The sequence below is a fragment of the Moorella naiadis (nom. illeg.) genome (assembly GCF_051020825.1).
In the GTDB taxonomy this organism is placed as follows: domain Bacteria; phylum Bacillota; class DSM-521; order Neomoorellales; family Neomoorellaceae; genus Neomoorella; species Neomoorella naiadis.
Window position 1 is genome coordinate 60,261 of sequence record NZ_JAXGFQ010000008.1, and the last position, 22,241, is coordinate 82,501.

At 51.9% G+C, this 22,241-nt stretch carries 22 protein-coding genes and 1 tRNA gene; 2 read left to right on the plus strand and 21 right to left on the minus strand.

All coding sequences use genetic code 11. The features are described from left to right. Positions 1–21: 21 nt before the first annotated feature. The 5 genes from SDD30_RS07075 to zwf all read right to left on the minus strand — a co-directional run bounded on the left by SDD30_RS07075 (position 22) and on the right by zwf (position 4,991). The gene (locus tag SDD30_RS07075; protein WP_434074225.1) at positions 22–672 is read right to left on the minus strand and encodes a response regulator transcription factor; all 651 of its coding nucleotides are present in this window, start codon (positions 670–672) and stop codon (positions 22–24) included. Further along, positions 665–2,179, minus strand: a complete 1,515-nt coding sequence (locus SDD30_RS07080) for a sensor histidine kinase (RefSeq protein WP_434074226.1) — start codon at positions 2,177–2,179, stop codon at positions 665–667. The genes SDD30_RS07075 and SDD30_RS07080 overlap by 8 nt, the downstream gene beginning before the upstream one ends. A 162-nt stretch (positions 2,180–2,341) precedes the next feature. Beyond that, complete coding sequence (locus SDD30_RS07085; protein WP_434074227.1) at positions 2,342–2,659, minus strand: hypothetical protein; 318 nt, start codon at positions 2,657–2,659, stop codon at positions 2,342–2,344. Positions 2,660–2,661: 2 nt separating this feature from the next. Continuing rightward, entirely contained in the window at positions 2,662–3,144 is a 483-nt protein-coding gene (locus tag SDD30_RS07090) for a hypothetical protein (protein WP_434074228.1), read from the minus strand. A 185-nt stretch (positions 3,145–3,329) separates the two neighbouring features. After that, positions 3,330–4,991 carry a glucose-6-phosphate dehydrogenase gene (zwf, locus tag SDD30_RS07095; RefSeq protein WP_434074229.1) on the minus strand — a complete coding sequence of 554 codons (1,662 nt, stop codon included), beginning with the start codon at positions 4,989–4,991 and terminating at the stop codon, positions 3,330–3,332. 452 nt (positions 4,992–5,443) lie between these two features. On the opposite strand from zwf, the gene SDD30_RS07100 reads away from it, so the two are divergent. Further along, a complete protein-coding gene (locus SDD30_RS07100) occupies positions 5,444–7,378 on the plus strand; it encodes a DEAD/DEAH box helicase (protein ID WP_434074230.1) in 1,935 nt (644 codons plus the stop codon). Next, entirely contained in the window at positions 7,371–8,471 is a 1,101-nt protein-coding gene (locus SDD30_RS07105) for a hypothetical protein (RefSeq protein WP_434074231.1), read from the plus strand. The genes SDD30_RS07100 and SDD30_RS07105 overlap by 8 nt, the downstream gene beginning before the upstream one ends. Positions 8,472–8,497: 26 nt before the next feature. Here SDD30_RS07105 and SDD30_RS07110 read toward each other — a convergent pair whose 3' ends face one another. The 16 genes from SDD30_RS07110 to SDD30_RS07185 form a co-directional block, all read right to left on the minus strand. Further along, on the minus strand, positions 8,498–8,722 hold the full coding sequence (locus SDD30_RS07110) for a type II toxin-antitoxin system HicA family toxin (RefSeq protein ID WP_434074232.1): 225 nt from the start codon (positions 8,720–8,722) through the stop codon (positions 8,498–8,500). Between the two features lies 1 nt (position 8,723). Beyond that, positions 8,724–8,930, minus strand: coding sequence for a type II toxin-antitoxin system HicB family antitoxin (locus SDD30_RS07115; RefSeq protein WP_434074233.1), 207 nt, complete (start codon positions 8,928–8,930; stop codon positions 8,724–8,726). Between the two features lie 112 nt (positions 8,931–9,042). Continuing rightward, a tRNA-Gly gene (locus SDD30_RS07120) sits at positions 9,043–9,117 on the minus strand. A 125-nt stretch (positions 9,118–9,242) separates the two neighbouring features. Beyond that, a complete protein-coding gene (locus SDD30_RS07125; RefSeq protein ID WP_434074234.1) occupies positions 9,243–9,797 on the minus strand; it encodes a nucleotidyl transferase AbiEii/AbiGii toxin family protein in 555 nt (184 codons plus the stop codon). Beyond that, positions 9,784–10,059 carry a hypothetical protein gene (locus SDD30_RS07130; RefSeq protein WP_434074235.1) on the minus strand — a complete coding sequence of 92 codons (276 nt, stop codon included), beginning with the start codon at positions 10,057–10,059 and terminating at the stop codon, positions 9,784–9,786. Before SDD30_RS07130 ends, SDD30_RS07125 begins: the two co-directional genes overlap by 14 nt. A gap of 136 nt (positions 10,060–10,195) precedes the next feature. Next, positions 10,196–10,753, minus strand: a complete 558-nt coding sequence (locus tag SDD30_RS07135; protein WP_434074236.1) for a cysteine hydrolase family protein — start codon at positions 10,751–10,753, stop codon at positions 10,196–10,198. A gap of 284 nt (positions 10,754–11,037) precedes the next feature. Next, entirely contained in the window at positions 11,038–12,288 is a 1,251-nt protein-coding gene (locus SDD30_RS07140) for a sn-glycerol-1-phosphate dehydrogenase (protein WP_434074237.1), read from the minus strand. Between the two features lie 160 nt (positions 12,289–12,448). Further along, on the minus strand, positions 12,449–13,099 hold the full coding sequence (locus tag SDD30_RS07145; protein WP_434074238.1) for an L-ribulose-5-phosphate 4-epimerase: 651 nt from the start codon (positions 13,097–13,099) through the stop codon (positions 12,449–12,451). Then, the gene (locus SDD30_RS07150) at positions 13,092–14,762 is read right to left on the minus strand and encodes a ribulokinase (protein WP_434074239.1); all 1,671 of its coding nucleotides are present in this window, start codon (positions 14,760–14,762) and stop codon (positions 13,092–13,094) included. The genes SDD30_RS07145 and SDD30_RS07150 overlap by 8 nt, the downstream gene beginning before the upstream one ends. A 26-nt stretch (positions 14,763–14,788) precedes the next feature. After that, positions 14,789–15,391 carry a glycerol-3-phosphate responsive antiterminator gene (locus tag SDD30_RS07155; RefSeq protein ID WP_434074240.1) on the minus strand — a complete coding sequence of 201 codons (603 nt, stop codon included), beginning with the start codon at positions 15,389–15,391 and terminating at the stop codon, positions 14,789–14,791. Between the two features lie 166 nt (positions 15,392–15,557). Next, complete coding sequence (locus tag SDD30_RS07160; RefSeq protein ID WP_434074241.1) at positions 15,558–16,793, minus strand: anaerobic glycerol-3-phosphate dehydrogenase subunit C; 1,236 nt, start codon at positions 16,791–16,793, stop codon at positions 15,558–15,560. Next, on the minus strand, positions 16,790–18,055 hold the full coding sequence (gene glpB, locus SDD30_RS07165) for an anaerobic glycerol-3-phosphate dehydrogenase subunit GlpB (RefSeq protein ID WP_434074242.1): 1,266 nt from the start codon (positions 18,053–18,055) through the stop codon (positions 16,790–16,792). Before glpB ends, SDD30_RS07160 begins: the two co-directional genes overlap by 4 nt. Positions 18,056–18,058: 3 nt before the next feature. Next, positions 18,059–19,699 carry an anaerobic glycerol-3-phosphate dehydrogenase subunit GlpA gene (gene glpA / locus SDD30_RS07170; RefSeq protein ID WP_434074243.1) on the minus strand — a complete coding sequence of 547 codons (1,641 nt, stop codon included), beginning with the start codon at positions 19,697–19,699 and terminating at the stop codon, positions 18,059–18,061. Between the two features lies 1 nt (position 19,700). Then, on the minus strand, positions 19,701–20,480 hold the full coding sequence (locus tag SDD30_RS07175; protein WP_434074244.1) for an HAD-IIA family hydrolase: 780 nt from the start codon (positions 20,478–20,480) through the stop codon (positions 19,701–19,703). Between the two features lie 222 nt (positions 20,481–20,702). Further along, positions 20,703–21,371 carry a class II aldolase/adducin family protein gene (locus SDD30_RS07180; RefSeq protein WP_434074245.1) on the minus strand — a complete coding sequence of 223 codons (669 nt, stop codon included), beginning with the start codon at positions 21,369–21,371 and terminating at the stop codon, positions 20,703–20,705. Between the two features lie 86 nt (positions 21,372–21,457). Then, the gene (locus tag SDD30_RS07185; RefSeq protein ID WP_434074246.1) at positions 21,458–22,201 is read right to left on the minus strand and encodes an SDR family NAD(P)-dependent oxidoreductase; all 744 of its coding nucleotides are present in this window, start codon (positions 22,199–22,201) and stop codon (positions 21,458–21,460) included. Positions 22,202–22,241 lie beyond the last annotated feature (40 nt).

Genomic DNA, 22,241 nt, shown 5'->3' on the forward strand with positions numbered 1-22,241 from the left:
ACATTGAAGCTGTTTCCAGCCTTAATGATCTAACCCGGTAAAACGCTGCCTTGCCATATAAACCGCGGCCTGGGCGCGATTACTAAGGTTTAATTTGGCGAGAATACTGCTAACATAGTTGCGAACCGTTTTTTCACTCAGGTGCAGAATGGCGGCAATCTGGCGGTTCGTTTTGCCTTCACCAATAAGGGCAAGAATCTTTTTCTCCTGCTCGTTTAATTCGTCGCCGGTCGTAATTCCTCTGGCTAACGTCCTCATTTTATCCAGGACTTTACCGGTTATCCCAGGATCCAGGAGCGACCCTCCCCGCCCTACGGTAATAATAGCATCTACCAAAGCACGGCAACCTATGTCTTTTAAAACATAGCCCGCCGCCCCGGCCATAATCGAGGCAAACAACGCCTCATCATCGGCGTAAGAAGTCAACATAATAACCTTAATGCCCGGGTCAATTTCTCTTATTTCCCGGCAGGCTTCAATACCGTTTTTATCAGGCATCCTGATATCCATAACTACTACCTGGGGCAAGAGTTCCCTGGCCCTGGCTACGGCTTCCGCTGCTGTCCCTGCCTCCCCGACGATCTCCAGTTCCTGGTGCCGGGATAATAAAGTCACCAGGCCAAGACGTACCACCTCATGATCATCGACAACCAGCACCCTGATCCTATCCATTTATATCAACTCCATAAGGGATATTTACCGTCACTATTGTCCCTTTACCTGGCCGGCTGTTGATGTGACAGCTGCCGCCGCAGCAAGCGGCCCGCTCATTCATGTTAAGCAAGCCATGCTTCCTGCTACTTTGAGGCCCCGCTTGCATCTTGAGGGGATCAAAACCTATGCCGTTATCCATGATCGTTACCCAGGTAGCCCGTTCCTGGAATTGAACCTGTACTTGTACCTCGGTGGCCTGGGCATGACGCAGGATATTATTTAAAGTTTCGCGGACAATCTGATATAAATGTTGGGCATTAACAGAATTAAAACTGGCAGGTGGAACACCGGTAAAGTTCAAATCAACTGCCAGGGAAGAGGAAGACTTAAAATCATCTACCAGCCTGGCGATGGCCTCAACAATATCCACCCCTCCGGCTTCCAGGGGCTTTAAATCTAGAATATAGTTACGTAAGTCAGCGATTATTTTATTAAGACTGCTTATCGTCTCATAAATGTATGTTTTAGTCCGGCCTTGATTCTCATCGACTAAATAAAGACAGTTTTCCAGGTTCAAACCAATGGCATAAATAGACTGGATAATCGTATCATGAAGGTCCTGGGCAATTCTGGTTCTTTCGCGCAAAACAGCCTGGTATTTTTCTGCCTCCTCAAGGCGGCGCCGGTTTTCCAGATCAAAAATCTCCAGGATACGAATAATGGAGTAAGTCATGATAAAGCCCGCTATTGCCCGAAAAACCTGGACCGGGATGCCAGTAAGCTGGAAAAATCTATCCATATTTACTATTGAGGCAGGTAGAAAGCCGGCCTCAGGAACTATAAAGCCGCCCGCCAGGGCATAAATGGCAAAGGAAGCCGCCGCTAAAATTAGGCTGTTAGTTACCCGGGGCATCTTTAGTTTTTCTACCTCATGTACTTGCTGAAAAAGGGCAAAGGACGTCAGCAAAGAACCCGGCAGGGCCAGCAGGTACCTGGCCCAGATATCACTGGCCGTTAACCACCAATCACCATCTGTGCGCGCAATAATCAGGCGAAAGAAAATAAAATTTACAAACCAGAACAAGAAAATGAGGGTCGGGATCCATGCCAGGGTTGCCAGTTTCCCTTTAACGCGTTCCAGGAGGCGATAACGACCCGTCATCCTATCACCGGAGGTGGTATTGACCGGCCCCTTGGCGCGTTTCAGCAGCCGAAAACCGAATAAAAAGAGAAAATAATAAGAAAGGGCGGTCAAAAACATCTGCCAGGCCCTGAGAAAGAGCATTTCCCCCGGCGAAAGATTGGGCGCCTGTAAAGGAATAAAGATAAAACCCCACTCCACCAGGCCATGGGTAAAGCCAAAGGCCGCCAGCAACCAGAGGCTACCTGCCATGGTAAACTGGCTAAAGCGAAAAGTATGGGCTTGCAAAGCTATCCCAAAACCCATGAGAAAGAAAACTAAACCATAGACAAAAAAGAGCTGGATAAAGTTTTCCCGGAAAAAACCATAAAGTGTCAGGTTCAAAGATATAAACACCCCGCTGGAGCTTTGAACTGCCCCCCTACGTATTTCGTCACAAATTTACTTTTTCCTTCTCAAGCACTACGTAGCCTTATTTTACTAACTCGAAAGGGGCATTGCTCTGCCAGGCAATGCCCCTTATTTTTGAGGACCACTTAATCAATGTTAACTTGCAAGAAGCCAGAGAAAAGGTGGGAAAAGGATAAAGGTAGCTACCCCCGCAAGTACTAAAAAGATAATCAGGACCCTTCTCATGTTAAGATTGGGTTTTAATGTTGCCCTTAAAATTGCCCAACTCACCAACCATACTATTGCGGCTAGCGCCTCTTTGCCTGAATATGGTCCAATTCCTTTATGCAAAGTAATGGCCGCCTCAAAAGCTTTATTTAAGTCGGCTATCAAATGAGCTAAAGCCAGGGCCAGCATACCCAGGCCCGTTCCAAGCAAGGCAGCCGCGATTTTTGTTTCTTTTGTCGCTTCCATGATTAGCCCACCGCCTTTACTTTGGTAATAGCAGCACCGAGGCCGAAGGCTACGGTTGTATAAAGGAAGGCTAAAGTCACACAGATTGCCAGGGCATATCTGAGATATTTATTTTCAATCAGATCTTCGCCCATAGTCCAGACAATATAAGCGGCAGTTACGGCGAGGGGCAGGGAAAACAAAGCAATAAACTCTTTAAATTCCATCCCCAGCTTATGAACGTAAGGTGCATTTTTGATTAACCAGGCACGGGCGTTATCCGGCAAGCGATAGCCGATGTAAATCCAGTTGCCCATGATAATAGTAAAAAATGCGACGCCAGACATAACCAGAGTACTGATCCTCAAACGGCGAATGGAGGCAGGATTGAGGTTTGCAATAGCTTCAAAAGAAGTAGCAAAGGCAACCAGTAAAATAAAGCCAAGGAGGCCGTGGATAGCACCTATCCAGCCCCAGGGGCTAGGACCAAGAAATTGTTGTAGCATAGACACCCCTCCCTCGTACTTGTTTATACTGTAATTTTTTCACAGGTTAACGAATATTACATGGGTCATTTGTCCTGAAAAAACAAGGTCAAATGTACTCAAAAAGCCGCCCCGCAGATGGCAGCCAAACTACCGCCTTGGTTATAACTATTCAAGCGCAGCCCTGCCGCCGTAAGCCGCTTTAACTATCCCGGTTCCGGCAGCCATTCCTCTTCTTGCCACCAGTGGCGGCCGTCGCGGAGTAAAAGCTCCTGCGCCGCCGGCGGTCCCCACCGGCCGGCGGCGTAATTGGGAAACTGCGGCGGCTCCTGAGCCGCCCAGGCAGCTGTAATGGGGTCGATGAACCGCCAGGCGGCCTCCACCTCGTCCCAGCGGGTAAAAAGGGTGGCATCCCCTCGCATGACGTCGTAAAGCAGGCGCTCGTAAGCCTCGGGGGAGTTGACCCCCACCTCGCAATTCTGGCAAAAATCCAGGCGGATGGGGACGATGTAGTTATCATTGCCCGGCCGCTTGGCGTTGAGCTGGACATAGACGCCTTCAAGGGGCTGGACGCGGATAACCAGTACGTTGGGTTGCAGTTCGCCGTATTCCTTGAAATAAAGGATATCCGGCAATGATTTGAACTGCAGGATTATCTCCGTCACCTTGTCCGGCAGGCGCTTACCGGTGCGCAGGTAAAAGGGTACGCCGGCCCAGCGGAAGTTATCGATAAAGATTTTTAGGGCGACAAAGGTTTCCGTCAACGAGTCCGGGGCGACCTCCTTTTCCCGGCGGTAAGGCAGTACCGCTTGGCCCTCTATCGCCCCGGCGCCATACTGGCCGCGGATGACGTTCTTGCTGACTGCTGCCGCGTCCAGGGGTTGCAAAGAGCGCAGCACCTTTACCTTTTCGTCGCGGATAGCTTCCGTGGACAGGTTGGCCGGCGGTTCCATGGCCACCAGGGTTACCAGCTGCAGGAGGTGGTTCTGAACCATGTCCCGCAGGGCCCCGGCGCGGTCGTAATAGTCACCCCGGTCCACTACGCCCACCGTTTCTGTCGAGGTGATCTGGACGTGATCAATATATTTATTATTCCAGACCGGCTCAAAAAAGATATTGGCAAAGCGCATGACCATGAGGTTCTGGATCATCTCTTTGCCCAGGTAATGGTCGATGCGGTAAATCTCTTCCTCGCTGAAAACCGCCCGCAGCTGGCGATTTAATGCTGCCGCGGAAGGCAGGTCGTGGCCGAAGGGTTTCTCTATAACCACCCGCTGCCAGCCCCGTGCTGGTACCAGGCCCGCCTGGTGCAAGTTTTCCACTACCGCACCAAAATGCTCCGGGGCCACCGCCAGGTAAAAGATACGGTTACCCCGACAGGCGCCTTCGCCCCGGTTTCTACCGGGATCGCCCGCCAGGTTACTGCCAACGCCACGATAATTATTACGTCCTCTACCCTGCCCGCCGTTTATGCCTGGCTGGTTGTCATCGCCCCAGCAAATATCCGGGTCACCATTCTGGCAGCCAGCCTTCTGCTCTAACTGTTCCAGTAATCCAGCCAGGCGGGTATAACCCTGCGGGTCGTAAATATCGGTGCGGAAATAGTGCAGGTGGGCCGCAAAGGCTTCGAATTTACGTGCCAGGTCCCCGGCCCGCCGGGAGAAGGTTTGCAGGGACGGCAGGAGGATCTCCCGGCGGAAGCCCCCCCGGGCAAAATCCCGCCGGCCCACAGCTATCACCTGGAAGGATGCTGGCAGAAAACCGTCGACGGCCAGGTTATATAAAGCTGGGTAGAGCTTGCGCCGGGCGAGATCGCCGGTGCCGCCGAAGATTACCAGCACGCAGTCGTCCGGCCTTGTCGTGGCCATAACCAATCCGCCTTTTCCTCGTTAATTCTGCTCAATTTACACAGCATTTACCCTCCCGCCCCTTCTCCTTGATCATACCCCTCCCCTTTCTCAATAACACTCTTGCAGTCTCACCGGCAAGCCTTACAATGAAAGGCCTGCCGGTCTATGTGGCTAAGGTTTCGCCATATTGACGGCAGGTAACGCCAAAGCGGCCAAGCGCGGCCTGGCCTGGATAGTTGCCTTTCTACTTAATTAATTTGCACCTTTCGCCGGGTTTTTAGTAGCGCAGGCAGGTAACTCCAGGAAAAACGGCGAATAAATATATTAACGTTCCGCAACCAGAGGCGTACGCCTTTTTTAGCAAAAGTTTAGTTGGTTATTACTCCGAGGTTGGCAAAATGGCTTCAAAAATAATACACGATTCTACCGGGCCCAAGAAACAAATGCGGCCGCAACCAGGTAGTGTGCCGGTGGCACACCCGCAGGAAGTAGCATCGCCCTCCCTGCCGGCGGGAATTCCGACTTCCCTGGACATCAACCCCGTGGAGGAAAGAGATGCCCGGGAAAAACAAGCAGAGGCCCCTGCTACACCTGCTGCATCTACTGCAGCTACCACACCTGCCGTAGAAGCAAAGGCACCTCCGGCGCCGGAGGTGCCCCTGATCATCCATTTTGCCCCCGAAGAGGATCAGCCCATTATCGCCGCCATGGCCCAGGGTCAGGTCACGCCGGCGGCGGACCTTTTCCTGCACCGCCAGGCGTTGCTGCTTTCCCTCAGTTCCGGCTTCGACAGCCTCCTTTCCCTGGCGGCAGTGCATGACGTGCAGCCCCTTGACTACCAGCTGGCTACCGTGCGCCACGTGCTAAAAAATATGCGCGGCCGCGCCCTCCTCTGCGACGAAGTGGGGATGGGCAAAACCATCGAGGCCGGCTTAATCCTGATGGAATACCTCCTGCGCGGCCTGGTCCGCCGGGTCCTGATTCTCACGCCGCCTTCCCTGGTGGAGCAGTGGCAGCAGGAGATGCAGGTGAAATTCAACCTGGACTTTATCAGCTACGACGCCCCGGCTTTTAAAGCCGCCGCCAATCCCTGGCTGGAGTTACCGCGCATTATCGCCTCCTTAGATACGGCGAAAAGGCCGCCCCACCGGGAGCTGGTCCTGGCCAGCGAGTTTGACCTGGTCATCGTCGACGAGGCCCATCACCTTAAAAATAAGCACACCCAGGCTTACCAGCTCGTCAGCCGGCTGAAAAAGAAATACATCCTGCTCCTCACCGCCACCCCGGTGGAAAACAACATGGAAGAACTATTTAACCTGATCACCCTGCTGCTGCCAGGGCAGCTGGAAACGGCCGCTTCTTTTAAAAGAAAGTACATCACCCGAGGCGATCCCCTGAAGCCCAAAAATACTGAAGCCCTGAAGCGACTGCTGCGGGAGGTTATGGTCCGCAACCGACGCAGCGAAACCGGGGTTATTCGCAGCCGTCGCCGGGCCGACACGGTGGAGTTGACCCTCTCCCCGGAAGAGATGGCCTTTTACAACCGCCTGACCAGCTTTGTGCGGGGTTACTATACCCCCCAGGCGCAACAAACTACCAGCGGGGTCAATCAATTTATCCTCCGCACCCTGCAACGGGAGGTGGGCAGCAGCATCGACGCCGTCCTGCCCACCCTGGAGAAAATGGCCGCCAATCCCGTCCACCCTGAGCCTCTGCGCCGGGTGCTGCATACCCTGGCCGCCCAGGGCCGTGAGGTGTCGACCCGCGCTAAAGCGGAGGTCCTGGTCAAGCTATTACACTCTATCAACGATAAGGTAATCGTCTTCACTAGCTTTCAGGAAACCCAAGCTTTCCTCGCCCACCGGCTGCGTCAGGAGGGTTTCCTGGTAGCCGAGTTGCACGGCCAGATGCGGCGTCAGGAAAAGGAGGACCAGGTACGGCTCTTTGCCGGTGCAGCTCGCGTCCTGGTTTCTACGGAAAACGGCAGCGAAGGCCGCAACCTGCAGTTTTGCCGCTTCCTGGTCAACTACGACCTGCCCTGGAACCCCATGCGGATTGAACAGCGCATCGGCCGCATCCACCGCCTGGGCCAGGAACGGGACGTGCAGATTTATAACCTGGCCGCCGCCGGCACCGTCGAAGCTTATATTCTCGAGCTGCTGGATGCCAAAATCAACATGTTCCAGCTCGTTGTCGGTGAACTGGATATGATTTTAGGTACCTTGCACGAGAAAAAGGACTTTGAGGATCTGGTCATGGAAGTCTGGGCCGGGGCCGCCGACGAAGGGGATGTCCGGGCGGGAATGGCCAGCCTGGGCGACCAGCTCCTGGCGGCCAAGAATCACTACCAGGCGGTCAAAGCCCTGGATGAGCGTTTACTGGGGGAATTATTGCCCGATGAATGATCGCCCGATGCCTGATCAGCCGTATAATGATTGGAAACCTGATGACCGGCTCAATTTCTCGCCCGTCAACCTGGTCACCGCTTATTTAAAACACGCCGGCGCCGTTGTCGAGCCGGCCGGTTATGCCCTGTTCCAGGTACTGCTGCCCGAGGAACTGATCCCCGCTTTCGGCAGCGAGGAGTTGCTTTTGGCCTTTGATTACGAGGTGGCCGACGAAACCCCCGGCAGCACCTTCGTCACCCACGGTAGCCATCTGCTGGATACCACTGTCCGCCTGGCCCTGGATTACGGTCGCCAGACGGCCCTCTACTGGTCGGGCAAACTGCCGGCCCTCCCCCGCTCCCTGGAAGAACGCCTCAGCACCCGCCTCGAATTCCGCCACTGCCGGCCGCCCCGGATTGAGGCCAGCTGGGTAGCTGAAAACATTTATTATGGTTTCTACTTTCGCTGCGTCTTCCGTTCCTTTGAGAAAACCGAGGCCGTCATCCCCGTTTTTATCGACGGCTGCCAGGGCCTGCCGGCCCCGGCTTTCACCCGGGAGGCTGAAAACCTTTTCCTCCTTGAAGAGCCGGAATACCAGGCGGCTCCGGCGCCCATGCGGCCCCTGGCGGATCTCTACTTGGTGGCCAGGCAGGAACTGGGCCAATTAGTCCAGCAACAGGCCCGGCCCCTCCAGCAAACGGCTCTGCGCCTCCAGGAAAGGGAACTAGCCAAGGTACGCAGTTATTTTACCGAAACCGCAGCCGAAATCCGCCAGAAGCTGGCAGCCAGTTCCGATCCGGACAAAAAAGCGCGGCTGGAGCAACAATTGGCCGCCACCCAGACGGATCAGGAGCGCCGCCTGCAAGACACTCGCACCCGTTACCAGGTCGAGGTGGACGCCCGCCTCGACCACCTGGTGGCCTATCACCTGCCCTGCATTTTTATCCGGCTGAACCTCCAGCACAAGACCTTTAACCTGGCGCAAACCCTGATTTATAACCCCCTGCAGGGCGATATCGAGCTGCCGGCCTGTCCCCGGTGCGGCCGGGCCAGCAGTTGCCTGGTGCCAACTGCTGCCGGGCAGTTGCTCTGCCCGGACTGCCTGAAATAAGGCCCCCGATGAGTAGTTTTCCTCCATCAAGCCAATAACTTTACGAATTCTTCTACCGACATTTCAGCTTTACGGATAAGGCTCCGTAAAGTACCGCGATCAAGAATCTTATGGTTAGGAACTGAAAGAGAGGCTAATGCCCCTTCTTTAACCAGGACAATATGGCTGCCTTTCTGGCGGGCGATTATCCAACCAGCTCTCTGGAAAGCTTTCACTGCGATAAGGCCGGATATTACAGGCAACTGGGGCATATTAAATGGCTACCTCTATTTCATGAAGGGGGAGGAAAAGGGGTAATCCTTTTTCTTTACGAACTTCCAGGCAGAGTTCTATAGCTTCCCTAATATTCACCAGGGCTTCATCTTTTGTTGCGCCCTGGGATATGCAGCCTGGGATGATCGGGCATTCAGCGACAAACCAACCGTCTTCTCCAGGATAAATAGTTACTGGAAATTTCATTTAGCCATCACTCCTTTGCCTTATCGCGTATTTTTTCTCTCTAAGCTTTAATTAATGCTTGCAAAAAAGCCACTCCTCTACTTTTACCAGTTGAGGGGTGGCCTTTTATTTCTGGAGCGGAAAACGGGATTCGAACCCGCGACCCTCGGCTTGGGAAGCCGATGCTCTACCGCTGAGCTACTTCCGCAAGTATAGTTATATTTTACCCCCTGGCCCGGCTTTTGTCAAGTTTAGAAAACCGCCCGGTGTCGCCGGACAGTGATATTGTCACCCTATAAATATTTTCATGCGTCAGCACTGGCCCTGCTCCGATCATCTTGACAAACACTTCAAATAGAATGCCCAAATCCCTGGCCGTTCGAGTAGCTGACTCAAATTATGTACCAACGGGTCAAGGTAATTTCTATCCAGATTATCACGCTGTCGAATGATAATCTGCTGTACATCATCCAGATCCCGGCTTCGTTCGGAAATTATTTTATGGATAATCAGGTCTTCAGCAGTACATACTTTTAGTTGCTGCTGACCTAATTTAACAATTTTGGCTCGGCTAATCGCCTGTTCTTCATACGGTAACCTAGCGAATATCAAATCTATCCGAACCCCCTCCCTGGCTACCATAGGTAGAACGCCGGTTTGTTGGATAAAGGCAAGGGGATCAGTGGGTAAAATGCTAAAATCATTCATTAGCTTGGTAATTAACTCTGGGATCTTTGCTTCCTGACATAATATAGTAACATCCAGATCCTGAGTTAACCTGGGTTCACCCCAGATTAAGTTGGCGATACCCCCGATAAACATATATGGTATTCTTTCTCGCTGCAAAAAAGAAGTTACCTGCTTTAAGCCACGTTCAAGAGCGTCCATCAATAAATCCCTCAAAATGACTTCTTACTTGAGCCAGGACAGTTCTCCCTTTTTGTATACGTTGAATCTTCTTCATATCTATTCTCGCTTTACTCCAATCAGGGTTAAGCTTGCGTGCTAATTCCCAGGCTGCACCAAACCAATCAAGGGCCTGCACTGGTTCATAGGTGGCCAGCAACGCTTTTACTCTTTTTACTTCCCAGGCGTTAAACCTTTCCCACTGCTTACGTCTGTTTAGCAAACTTTCCCGGTCAAAAAGCATATGCTTTAACCCCCTCCGGAACAATTGCCGATATCTGCAGGTAAATTATACCGCCAAGGAGATTATTTGTAAACTCATTACATATGCCACCCCGTACCTGGCCTCTGTAAACCAGCCCCTGGGTTATCCCGGGTCTTCAGGCGACTACCTGGATACCTAGAACGCCCTGCATTTGTTTCAGGGTAAATTCATGCGCAGCGGGATCGAAGGAGGCCATACCCCGAGCCAGGGCTTTGACAGGGACATCACGATTGGCCAGCTCTTCTGCCGTAAAGAAGCAGCAAATATTGGTGCATACGCCCACCAGGTCGACCTGATTCACCCTGACCATTGGGCTGTCCGGCACCAGCCCCAGCCAGACGTCTAAATCGGTGTTAAAGAAAGCACTGTAACGGTTCTTCTTGAGCAATTTAATCTGCCCTGTCTCCTCATAGGGTGCAATTATCGTCTGTAATTCTGGGATCAGGGCCTGGCCGGGGGTCCCCTCCAAACAATGTGGCGGGAACTTAGCGAATTCAGCATCGTCAGGGACATGGGAGTCCAGGGTAAAAAGCACTTCCTGTCCCCGGGACAGGGCCTCCTGCACCTTGTCGGTCACAAAAGGTATTATCTCCCGGGCAGCAGGAAAACTTAACGCCCCACCCTCCGCGACAAAATCATTCTGCATATCAATGACGAAAAGGATCTGGCGCATAGCCGCCCTCCTTTCAGCTGCCAAAATAAAAGGGCGTCATGTAAATTATACCACAACGCCCCTGGTAGTACATCTTACCTTCTGCAACACCAGTGTTGACGCACGAACATATTTCAAAATAAGATTAAGGAATAAAACCAGGCAACCAGGAAGGGATGGCAAGCAGCCGTGACGAAAAAAGTCTTTCTAAAGCCCGATAGGGTTTGGGGTGGGAAAAGCGGAGGTAAAAAAGGTTAAAAGGAAGCAAGCCACAGCACGCTATCACCGACGGATTCGGAACGTCACTATTCTACTATAGCCATACCGATATCTTCCATCAGCCTAAAGATAGTATAACGTTGCCGGACTTCTTTGGCGTTCTCTAACGCCGTTTTGACCCTTGCAGCTGGAATCCCTAACTCAGCAAAGGATGTCGGGGCTCCGGCCTTTAACAGCAGGCCTTGAATCTCTTCAGGCAGCGGTACGTTATGCCTCACCCATAACTGCATATCTTCCCAAGCCTGAAGGATATTTCTCTGCCTTTCTTTTCTCCTGGCTTCATCCAGATAATAGCCCTGCATTTCGTGAATCAATTCCTCCGCCAATGGTCCGTAGGCTTCTGTTACCCGACTTTTGTATGCATCCGTTGTTTCGGGCTGGCGGCGAGCGATAAACTCCTTTATTTCTTCTAGTCTATAATTAAATACCCGATGATAGAGATCGGTAACCATGATTTCGGCAATACCCACTTTGGCTCCATGCAAATGTCCTCCGGTTCCCGCCAGGATATCGTGCATCTCTAAAAAGTGCGATATATGATGTTCGGAACCCGAAGCCGGACGAGAATTACCCCATTCCAGCATAGCTGAGCCAGAGGTCACCAGGGCCTGCATCAAGCTTTGAATCGCTCTTTTGTCCATCTGGTTACCGGTTAACCGGACACATTTATTGATTGCTTCTCTTACTTCACTAGCAATCTTGTCGGAGTAACCCTCACCAGTTATCACGTGACTTAATTGCCAATCAGCCAGGGAGGTATATTTCCCCAAAATATCCCCCAGACCGGCCAGAATCATTTCCCTGGGGGCCGCCGCCAGGATGTTTACGTCGCCGATAATGGCTACCGGCGGCGTGGCACTACAGGTTTTTTTGCAACCCTTGATCGTCAGCGCCGCCACTGAGGAGGCATAGCCATCCATGGACGGGGCTGTCGCTACAATGGCATAGGGCTTGCCTGTCTTATAACTGGTATAGCGGGCGATATCATTAATGGTACCCGCACCCACGGCCAGGATAAACTCCGTATCCGGTTTAATATTAAGTAACACCTCTACCAGGGCTTCTTCATCAGCTGCTAACTGGCCCTGCCTGCGCAGTATACATTCCTGTAAGTTAAAACTGGCGCCTGTCAGGATATCGGCAACCATTCTACCAGCGGCTTGATAAGTGTTAGTATCAGCAACCAGCAGGACTCTAGAGCTAACTCCCAGTTCTTTTAAAATCGCCGGCAACTGCCTTATTACCTCGCTGGCAATAACTATTTTTTTTATCGCCATTATTTCATCTCCCTGTATAACCTAACATCAAGCATTCTGACTGGCTGGTCCCATTATTTAGCCAGCATCCTGGCGAAAGAATCCGTTCACCCCACCAGTGCGGCACCGCGGGCATTACTTATAGGCGGTATTAGACCGCCATCTGGACTTAAGGACTCTTTCATCCTGCATTCTGCCCATATGCGGTTGTATACCTGAAATGTAAATTCTTCACCTCTTCCGGGGGGAGCTCCTTAGGTGTTCCCCTGAGAAGCGCCAGATGAACGGTCTTGGCTACATCCTCAACCATGACAGCGGCTTTGAGGGCGGCCTCCGGAGAAATTCCCAGGGTAAATACGCCATGATTCTGCATCAAGATCGCCGGGCTGCTCCCTATGGCCGCCACAATAGCCCGGCCAATTTCTTCACCGCCAATGGGGGCATAGGGGCCGACCGGAATCGGGCCACCGAACTCGTCGGCCATTGCGGTCAAACAAACGGGAATGGGCTGCCCCAGGGCGGCGAAACTGGTGGCGTAGGGTGAATGGGTATGGACAATGCCGTGGATATCCCGGCGTTTTTTATATACATAAAGATGAGTGGCCGTATCTACTGAAGGCTTTAGTTTTCCTTCGATAACATTGCCCTCGAGGTCGACGACTACCATAGCTTCTGGTCGCAACTCTTCGTACAATATCCCGCTCGGTTTAATAACTATATATCCGCTCGCCTCATCCCTGCCGCTGACGTTGCCGCTGGTCATAGTTACCAGGTTATTCTGCGGCAGCATCAGGTTCATACGGTACACCCGCTCTTTTAAGGTTTCAAGCATGAAGAACCCCCTCCTTAATGGCCTTCAGGTGCTGCATAACCTTATTCCCGCCCCGGCCAAAATAATCGTGCAGGCTTTGATACTCTTGAAAAAGACGGTTATAAACTTCCCCATTGGCCGGCAGGGGCTTGAAGGTTTTTTCTTTTAAGGCTGGAATAACCCTGGCTGCAGCCAGGATATCTTTAAAGCCGCCCCGTTCTACACCTGCGGCTACGGCACCAAACATGGCGGCACCCAGGGCCGAAGCCTGTTGGGATTTCGCTGCTTTAATCTCCAGGTTGGTAACATCTGCATAAATCTGCATGAGGAGGGGGCTTTTTTCCGCCAGGCCACCGCAAGCATAGAGTTCTTTAACTTCGATCCCATTGGCAATAAAATTTTCAATAATAACTCTGGTACCGAAGGCCGTAGCTTCAATCAGAGACCTGTATATTTCCTCCGGCCTGGTTCCCATGTTCAGACCCAGAACCATCCCCGTAAGATCAGCGTCGACAAGTACCGACCGATTGCCATTCCACCAATCCAGGGCCAGCAAACCACTCTGCCCTGGTTTTAAAGCCCCCGCCTTTTGCGCCAGTAAAGCATGTATATCCATTCCCCGGCGCCGGGCCTCGTCGTAATAATAACCTGGAACACAATTTGCCACAAACCAGGCAAAGGTGTCGCCCACCGCTGCCTGACCGGCTTCGTAACCGTAGTAACCCGGAATGATGCCGTCTTCCACCACCCCGCAGATCCCGGATACGGCAACTTCCTTCTCCGCTAAAACCATATGGCAGATTGAGGTGCCCATGATCATCACCATTTTACCCGGCTCAGTAACCCCCATGGCAGGGACGGCCACATGGGCATCCACATTACCGACCGCCACCGCTGTACCCGGTGACAGCCCGATTAAAGCCGCTATTTCCTCCCTGAGCTCGCCGGCTTTTGTACCGGCGGGGTAGATATCCTGTTGCAATTTGCTAGCTACCAGATCTTCCAGGCGCGGGTCCAGGGCTTTAAAAAACTCCGGCGCAGGATAGCCCTCCCTTTTATGCCAGAAGGCTTTATACCCCGCTGCACAACTATTACGTTTTTCACAACCCGTAAGCTGTAAAACCACCCAGTCGGCGGCTTCGATAAATTCGTCGGCCGCCTGGTAAACCTCGGGCGCCTCGTTTAATACCTGCCATACTTTGGGCACCAGCCACTCTGAAGAAGCCCTACCGCCATACCGGGCTAAAAAACCCTCGCGTCTCTCCCCGGCAATAGCGTTCAGTCTATTCGCCTCCGGTTGAGCCGCGTGGTGCTTCCACAGTTTGACATAGGCATGGGGATTATTTTTAAAGGGTGGTAGGTTACAAAGTGGGGTGCCGTCTTTTTTAATAGGTAACAGGGTACAGGCTGTAAAGTCGATGCCGATGCCAATAACGTCTTTACCGGCTACGCCCGCCTCCTGTAAAACTGCCGGTATAATCCTTGGCAAAACCTCAATATAGTCATCAGGGTGATGCAGGGCCCAATCTGGCGGTAGACGAGTTCCATCAGGTAAGCTTTCATCCATTACCCCGTGCGGGTAAGCCATGGCCGCCGTAGCCAGTTCACTTGCACTATCAAGATCCAATAGTAGGGCCCGCGCTGATTCCGTACCGAAGTCTATCCCAACGGAGTACCTGGGCATAAACTTTAACCCCCTTGCCAAAGCAGTCACTCGAATTTATTCTTAAAGCCCTTATTTAAAGCCCATAGCTCATTGTGGCTAGTACTGATAGCGAGACAACCCGCAGTTAACAACTTCTGCACCTGTTCCTTTCTTTTTATCAGCCCGCTGGCGATAATTGGCTGCGACAGTTTACTCCTGAGATCGAGGATTATTTCCGGGATTACCGGTCCGGGAAGGATATCCAGGGCATCAGGTGCCGTCTTGCGGGTAATATCCATTGCTCTCTTCAGGCTCCGGGAATCCTCGATGAATGTCCGCAAGATACTCAATATCCCCGCACTGTGAGCAGCTTCAATCAAAGAAGGCTTGGTACTAATAATACCGTCACCGCCGCATTGTTTTACATACTCCACAGCGTAATTATCACTGCCGATACCCCTGATTAGCTCAACATGGATAAAAACAACGGCTTTATAATCCTCATGAAGTTTCGCGCAGATTAAGGCCAGGTCAATAATGCTGCCAAACTGCAGGGAAATTACCGCTGCCGGTATATCTAGCAAGGAATTAAGGGCCTGTTCGCCCCATAGAGCTGGGATCACCGGGTACTGTTTCAGGGTTGCGAAAACCTTCTTAGAAATTAGCAAAGCTTTTAAACCCCCTCCGATCTATCCTATTAACAATTTTACTATATACCCCAAAACTCGAAAGGCCATTGCCGGCAATATTGTTACCCGCTATAGTATCCCGAATAGCAGAGACCTTTCATTGTAAAACTCCCAGGGAAAAGAGGCAGAGCTTTAAAGTTGCCTGCTAACTGCTGCCTGCTGTATAAGCCTGGTAAAGTAACTCCACCGGGTGCCTTACCAGGTAACCAGTTCCTTCCTGGATCTGCAGAGCACAGGTGCCACAATCCGTGACCACCAGATCAGGGCGGTAGTTTTGGATATCCTGAAATAACGCTGCGCCTATTTTCATAGCAACATCATACCTTTCGGTTTTATAGCCATAAGTACCTGCCATACCACAACAGTTATTCCTCAGCACCTTCAGGCCAAGGCCGGGAATAGCCTCCAGTAACTCCACGGCCGGAGTGCCTATCCCCTGCGCCCGCAGGTGGCAGGGGGTATGATAGGCTACTTTTAAAGGCACCGGCTCAGGATTGCTTTTTTCCAGCAGACCCGGCATAGCACTCAAGATATATTCGCAGGCGTCAAAACTGGCCCGCGCCACTTTCTCTGCACCCGGCAAGTCATAGACTTCGGTATAATAGGATTTAAACATAGCCGCGCAGGAGGGGCAGGTAAAAACCAGGGGCAGCCCTGCTTCCACATAAGGCAGGATATGCCTCAGATTGGCAGCAGCCAGGTTCCGGGCGCTTGCAAAATCGCCGTTAATGGCCAGGGGCAGCCCGCAACACTTTTGTTCGGGCAGTTCAACGCCGACGCCCTGAACCTGAAATAATTGTACCAGACCCTTACCAATATCCGGCCGGTAGAAATTGGTGTAGCAACCATAAAAATAAGCCACCCTATCCGGTTTAGGAGCTGTTTTATTGTATATGCCGGCATACCAATTACGAAAGGTCCTCCGGGCATACCCGGGCAAACTGCGCTCGGCCGTAATTCCCGCCACCAGAGCGGCTGCTATCCTGATTACCTTCTGCTTCAAAATAAGGTTAACGCCACCGGGCCAGAGGGAGGTCAGAGCGCCCAGCCGGTCCGGGCGGCTTAAAATAAACTCGCGCAATGTCCGGTGCGTCCGGCCCTTTATCTGCCAGCGTTGCTTCATAATTAGGGTAGCCGGCTTAATATTACTCGGGCAGACCACATCACAGGTACGGCAATCGGTACAATAATCCAGGTCCTCAAGCCAGGCTTCCATTCCCTGCACCGCTGATTTCATAGCTACCAGGCGGGCAGCATTGGCCCCACCAATTTTAGGACCTGGAAATGAAGGCTTTATAGGTATGACAGGACAGAAGCTCTCGCATAACGAACACTTCTGGCAGGCCTCGAATTCCTTTACGTTAATATCAGTAAGTTTCATCCTACCGCTTCTCCTTTTATCGTCGCACCCGCCATCCAGGCTGTGGCCAGGGCCACCCCATTACCACAACCTTCGCTATAAGGATTATGACCACCCAGTATCCGACCGCAGGCCAGTAAATTAGTAAAACCCTTGACCCGTAAATCCTTCTCTACTACTACACCGGTGCCAAAAGGGAACTCCTGGAAATTTAGATAACACTCTCCATCCAGGGGACTATTAAATAAAGGCTCCCAAACCGCACCATCGCGTTCGATTAAGCCGCCGCCGTAGATACCACCGGCAGCCAGGACAAAATACTTGGCACGGTAGCGCACAACCTTACCTTCACTGGCGAGATCAACATATTCGACCCTTCCCGTAGAAGTTGACCCACGGATGACATTGCCGTTAAGATTTAAATGCATACGCCGGGAGTCCAGCTCAGTCCGCAGGGCATTGAAGAGCCTCAGTCCCGGTACTGACGGCGGCAGGGTCGGCACTTCCAGCACCTCAATACCGAGGGCCTCCCGGATCATATTCCAGACGGCGGCATGATATCGTAAACCAAGTACGGCAGGTAAAAGAACAATCTGCGGTGCTTCCCGCCGAGGAAGGCCCTCCTTTAGGCACTTGAGGAACTCTTCCCGTCCTTCTTCGTCATCTAACCACCGGGCAATAGCGGGGCCTCTGGGGTTACCAGGCGGTTCGTTACCTTTCTTCCAGGGAAGGCCCATCGAGGTCCAGCTCGTCTGGGTGCTCGGCAACAACTGGGATAGATTGCTTTGTACCAGGGCGGCATTGAAATCACTATATCCTTTAAAGGATATGACAGCTACCCTTTTATTCTGCAGGGCACCCGCAACAGCAGCCGATTCGGGTAGCAGGTGGGTAGGCTTTAATAAACCCAGGGCCGTGACTACTTGTACATTGGCGTTGGCGTATGGGCGCACATATTTGAGGCCGCCCGGTTGTACCAGTTCAAGTAAATAATCTTCGGCAGCCGTTAGCTTATCCCAACCCGTTTTCGCATAGGGATGCTCAGGAAACCGGGAATGTAACCTGGCAAAGGCCTCAGCCAGGTCATCTGTCGGCCTACCATCAGGTGTTTGCTTTAAAACATCGATAAATCCCGTACTGACAGCAATCGCTCCCACCCCACGGGCAACTATGGCCACCTGCAAACCCATTTTATTTATTATTAATGCGGTAAACAGGCCTGCCAGGCCGGCACCAATGACTAGCACATCATAACAACGTTCATAAGCCGGCTCCTGATACATCGGTTATTCCTTCCCCTTGCTATAATTAGACGTGAAGTCCAACCCCAGGGTATAGGTATATAGGGCATGGGTAAACTCCGTTTCCTTTAATTGCTCCCCGGAACAAACCGGGAGAATTCCCTTCCAGCGTTCATAAAGAAAATCTACTAACAAGGATGGCCCTGCACCGGTTTTTATACGACCGGTTTCGTTTAATAAGCCAAGTACCCGATAACTACAGAAGGTTCCCTGGCAGGTTCCCATACCGAAACGGGAACGATGCCGCAAGTCATTCAGGCTGAACGTCGGGAGATCATCAGCAACTGCCAGCACTTCGCCGGCTGTTATATCCTCACACTCGCAAATTATGCGCTGGCCCCCTTCCCCCCCTTGGAGGCTTTGCTCCCTGGTCCCCTTCTGATAACTCCCCTGGCCGTTTTCATCCTTTGCCAGTACCGTTGGGGGGCCAGGAGATCTCCGCTGGCCTTTAAGGGCCCAGGTTTTTCTGCTTTCTTCCGGTAAAGGGACCGTGGTCGTGGCCGTTATAGAAGATTGATTATATCCTAAAATTGATGCCGCAACATCGGCCGTCTTTTCAGCCATCAAGCGGTAGGTAGTGAACTTGCCTCCTATTGAGGATATAAAACCGCCAACTCCGTCCTCGCGGGCGTGATCGATGACTTTAAACGTGCGCGACAAAGCACGTGGATCCTTGGTGGCAGGAGCTCCCAGCAGCGGCCTTACACCGGTATAAGCCCTTAATTGACGAAAATCGGCGAGACCGGGGATAAGCTCTTCCCCGGCTTTTAATAACCTCTCTACCTCCTGCCGTTCAACCCTTTGCCCATCCGGGTTACTGGTAAGGCCACTGGTCGTACCAAAAATCGCCACGTTATAGGAAGGCACCAGAATATCGCCGTCACCGGGTTCCCGGAGCCGGTTAATTACCGAGCTGGCCAGCCGCGCATTAAACACCAGTAAAACACCCCGGTCAGGGGTTATATCAAGGCGACAGCCAGCCTGCCTGGCTATTATACCAGCCCAGGCACCCGCAGCGTTGATTACCAACGAGGATTTAATAATTGTTTCGATGCCAGTAGGGACATCACGTATCTGTACCCCGCTAACTACATCACCCTTAATAATAAAACCTACTACCTCCGTCCTATACTTAATTTCAGCTCCCAAGTTACGTGCAGCCAGCACCAACCCCTGAACCAGTTTGTAGACATCAACAGCCGCATCCTGAACACGGTACGCTTCTTCAACGTCTGGATTCAAGTAAGGGCAACATTTGAAGATAGAGGCCCATGGTTCCTTTGCCACCCTGATCCCGGCTTCCCGGCACCCGTCCAACCACCGGCCGCTATATTCCCCGTTATCTTTCTTCAGCTTTACAAAGAGCCCGTCACAGGGATCAATGGCCCAGGGAGCTATCTTCCTTAGAATGTTATTCTCGGAGGCGCACTCGGCCGCCGACTCCGGGTCTTCAACGGCATACCTGCCGCCACTGTGCAATAGGCCGTGATTACGCCCCGAAGCCCCATTACAGAAGTCTCCCTTTTCAATTAACGTACACTTGAGGCCCCGTAACGTAAGATCCCAGAGGATACCGGCACCGGTAATGCCGCCGCCGATAATGACGATACTGGTTTCCCCGCTCATTTTAATCACCCTTAAGTAAATCCGCTAAGCCCGTCAGTACGTAATCAGGCTGGATCGTAGCGGTTGCCAGATCCTCCGGTCGCGTTATTCCCGTCAACACCAGAGCCGTGCTAATTCCTGCCGTTTGCCCCATCTTTATATCCGTCTCCAGCCGGTCGCCAACCATTAAAACCTCCCTGGGTGCTAATCCGAGTTGTTCCAGGGCGGCGGTAACCGTCCACCTGGATGGCTTACCGACAACCTCTTCACACTGCTTACCGGTAACCGCCTCAATGGCGGCAATCATCCCGGCGGCATCCGGTACCAGCCCGCCGGGTACCGGGCAGGCCCGGTCCGGATGGGTGGCTACCATATGGGCGCCCTTAAAGACAGCCTGCATGGCATCATTGAGCTTCTGGTAATTAAAACCCCGGTCCCAGGAGATAACTACATACTCGGCTTCATCAGGATTATTGGTTATAATTAACCCCGCCCTGGTTAGCTCATCAGCAAGGGGTTGTTCCCCTACTAAATATACTTTTGCTCCTGGCTGTCTGTGGCTTAAATAACGGGCCATAACTACTGAAGAATTTATAACTGCGTTATCATTAACCGGTATTCCCATCTTCCTTAACTTCTCGCTATATCTTTGTACAGGCTCAATAGGTTTATTGGAGAGAAAAACGCATCGAGAGCCCTGCCGCATCAATTCACCAATTGTCTCCACTGCTCCTGGCAAAGGATCGTCTCCCAGGTAGACCGTACCATCGAGGTCAAAAATATAACCTGCAAATCGTTTCATCTAAATTTCTCCTCATCCGGCCTGAAAAATTAAAAGCTCCACCAGGGCATAAATTCATTTCCTGGTAGAGCTTCTCATAATCTCTGCTCTAAATCATTATATAATTTTAACTGATTTTATACTAGTACCTTTTTACGTGATTGTCAATAGCCCCGTCCATCAGGGTGGTTAACAACTTAACTAAATTTAACAGGGATGCTCCTCCAAGATGCCGCCGGCATCTCAACCAATACAGCCGGGATGACGACCAGGAATACCCATCTTCTCCCGCACCTGTAGTAATTTTGTAACTTCATAATAAGGTAATTCCCGCTCTCCCCCGAGTTGCCTGGCGAACAGGCTTATCTTAGCAAAATGCTCAATTGATTCCATTTTATAGTAAGCATTATATACATCTTGCCCCAGGGTCAGGGCACCGTGGTTGGCAAGTAAGACTGCATCGTATTTATTGAGATACTCCCTTATCGCCAGGGGGAGCTCTTCGGTAGATGGCGTCCCATATTTAGCAATAGGAATCGCCCCGAGGTTGATTACAATCTCTGGAAGTACTGGCTTATCCAGGGGAATACCAGCAACAGCAAAAGCCGTCGCCACAGGTGGATGGGCATGAACGACAGCGCCTACATCCGGACGTTGTTTGTAAACAGCTAAATGCATCTTGAGCTCGGATGAAGGTTGCAGATCGCCTGCTAATTGATGACCCTCCCCGTCGACCTTGATAATCATCTCGGGGGTCATGAAACCCTTGCTGACGCCTGTGGGAGTAATCAAGAACTCATTCTCACCAATCCGAACGCTGATATTACCGTCGTTAGAGGCAACATACCCATTGGCATAGATACGCCTGCCGACTTCGACAATATCCTGTTTAACCTTATCCTCTAAAACCATAATAAAATTGCCTCCTTTAAATCCGCTGAATCTGCTGAATCTGCCGAATCTGCCTTACTGGCTGCAATCCCTATTTACTCCCAGATTTATCCCATGAGCAGGCCCCCGTCGACCTGGAGATTGGTACCTGTTATATAACTAGCTTTCTCTGAGGCCAAAAATACCACTGCCGCCGCCACCTCCTCTGGTTCACCCAGGCGTTGCAACGGTGTTTGCTGGAGCCATTCTTCCTCCCTACCCTGCATGCGTTCTTTAATCATATCCGTCACTATGCGCCCCGGGGAAACAGCATTTACAGTAATACCATAGGGCCCCAACTCTTTAGCCAGAGAGTAGGTAAATCCTAACAGGCCGGCTTTCGCAGTAGCATAATGGACGTGCCGGCGTGAACCAGCTAAAGCTGCCTGGGAGGAAATATTGATAATCCGGCCCCCGCCCCGGGCCTGTAACAGCGGGATAACCGCTTGCGTGCAAAGAAAAGCCCCTCGCAGGTTAACATTAATTACCCTTTCCCATTCCTCCAGGGTAATATCGACCAAAAAATTGTCCTCCATAATACCGGCATTGTTGACGAGAATGTCAATGCCGCCCCAGGTATCGACAATCGTCGCTATCATTGCCGTTACCTGCCCGCGGTCGGATACATCCGCCCGGCAGAGTAAAGCCTCGCCACCTTGAGCCTCAATTTCCTTCACGAGTTCCAGGGCCGCCCCTTCGCTGGTCCGATAATTAACCGCCACCGCCGCCCCATGCTCAGCCAGGCCGGTAGCGATAGCCCGGCCAATCCCTCGGGCGGCTCCGGTAATTAAAGCCACCTTGCCTGTTAACATCTGCCAGCCTCCACCAATCCATAATGTTTATAATACCTGA

Coding starts and splice junctions, on each gene's coding strand:
- SDD30_RS07160 (WP_434074241.1), bottom strand. CDS start 16,793: ATGAAACTTACTGATATTAACGTAAAGGAATTCGAGGCCTGCCAGAAG.
- SDD30_RS07075 (WP_434074225.1), bottom strand. CDS start 672: ATGGATAGGATCAGGGTGCTGGTTGTCGATGATCATGAGGTGGTACGT.
- SDD30_RS07140 (WP_434074237.1), bottom strand. CDS start 12,288: ATGGCGATAAAAAAAATAGTTATTGCCAGCGAGGTAATAAGGCAGTTG.
- SDD30_RS07110 (WP_434074232.1), bottom strand. CDS start 8,722: ATGCCCCAGTTGCCTGTAATATCCGGCCTTATCGCAGTGAAAGCTTTC.
- zwf (WP_434074229.1), bottom strand. CDS start 4,991: ATGGCCACGACAAGGCCGGACGACTGCGTGCTGGTAATCTTCGGCGGC.
- SDD30_RS07175 (WP_434074244.1), bottom strand. CDS start 20,480: ATGAAACGATTTGCAGGTTATATTTTTGACCTCGATGGTACGGTCTAC.
- glpA (WP_434074243.1), bottom strand. CDS start 19,699: ATGAGCGGGGAAACCAGTATCGTCATTATCGGCGGCGGCATTACCGGT.
- SDD30_RS07090 (WP_434074228.1), bottom strand. CDS start 3,144: ATGCTACAACAATTTCTTGGTCCTAGCCCCTGGGGCTGGATAGGTGCT.
- SDD30_RS07135 (WP_434074236.1), bottom strand. CDS start 10,753: ATGCGCCAGATCCTTTTCGTCATTGATATGCAGAATGATTTTGTCGCG.
- glpB (WP_434074242.1), bottom strand. CDS start 18,055: ATGTATCAGGAGCCGGCTTATGAACGTTGTTATGATGTGCTAGTCATT.
- SDD30_RS07125 (WP_434074234.1), bottom strand. CDS start 9,797: ATGGACGCTCTTGAACGTGGCTTAAAGCAGGTAACTTCTTTTTTGCAG.
- SDD30_RS07115 (WP_434074233.1), bottom strand. CDS start 8,930: ATGAAATTTCCAGTAACTATTTATCCTGGAGAAGACGGTTGGTTTGTC.
- SDD30_RS07185 (WP_434074246.1), bottom strand. CDS start 22,201: ATGTTAACAGGCAAGGTGGCTTTAATTACCGGAGCCGCCCGAGGGATT.
- SDD30_RS07145 (WP_434074238.1), bottom strand. CDS start 13,099: ATGCTTGAAACCTTAAAAGAGCGGGTGTACCGTATGAACCTGATGCTG.
- SDD30_RS07150 (WP_434074239.1), bottom strand. CDS start 14,762: ATGCCCAGGTACTCCGTTGGGATAGACTTCGGTACGGAATCAGCGCGG.
- SDD30_RS07180 (WP_434074245.1), bottom strand. CDS start 21,371: ATGGTTTTAGAGGATAAGGTTAAACAGGATATTGTCGAAGTCGGCAGG.
- SDD30_RS07105 (WP_434074231.1), top strand. CDS start 7,371: ATGAATGATCGCCCGATGCCTGATCAGCCGTATAATGATTGGAAACCT.
- SDD30_RS07085 (WP_434074227.1), bottom strand. CDS start 2,659: ATGGAAGCGACAAAAGAAACAAAAATCGCGGCTGCCTTGCTTGGAACG.
- SDD30_RS07130 (WP_434074235.1), bottom strand. CDS start 10,059: ATGCTTTTTGACCGGGAAAGTTTGCTAAACAGACGTAAGCAGTGGGAA.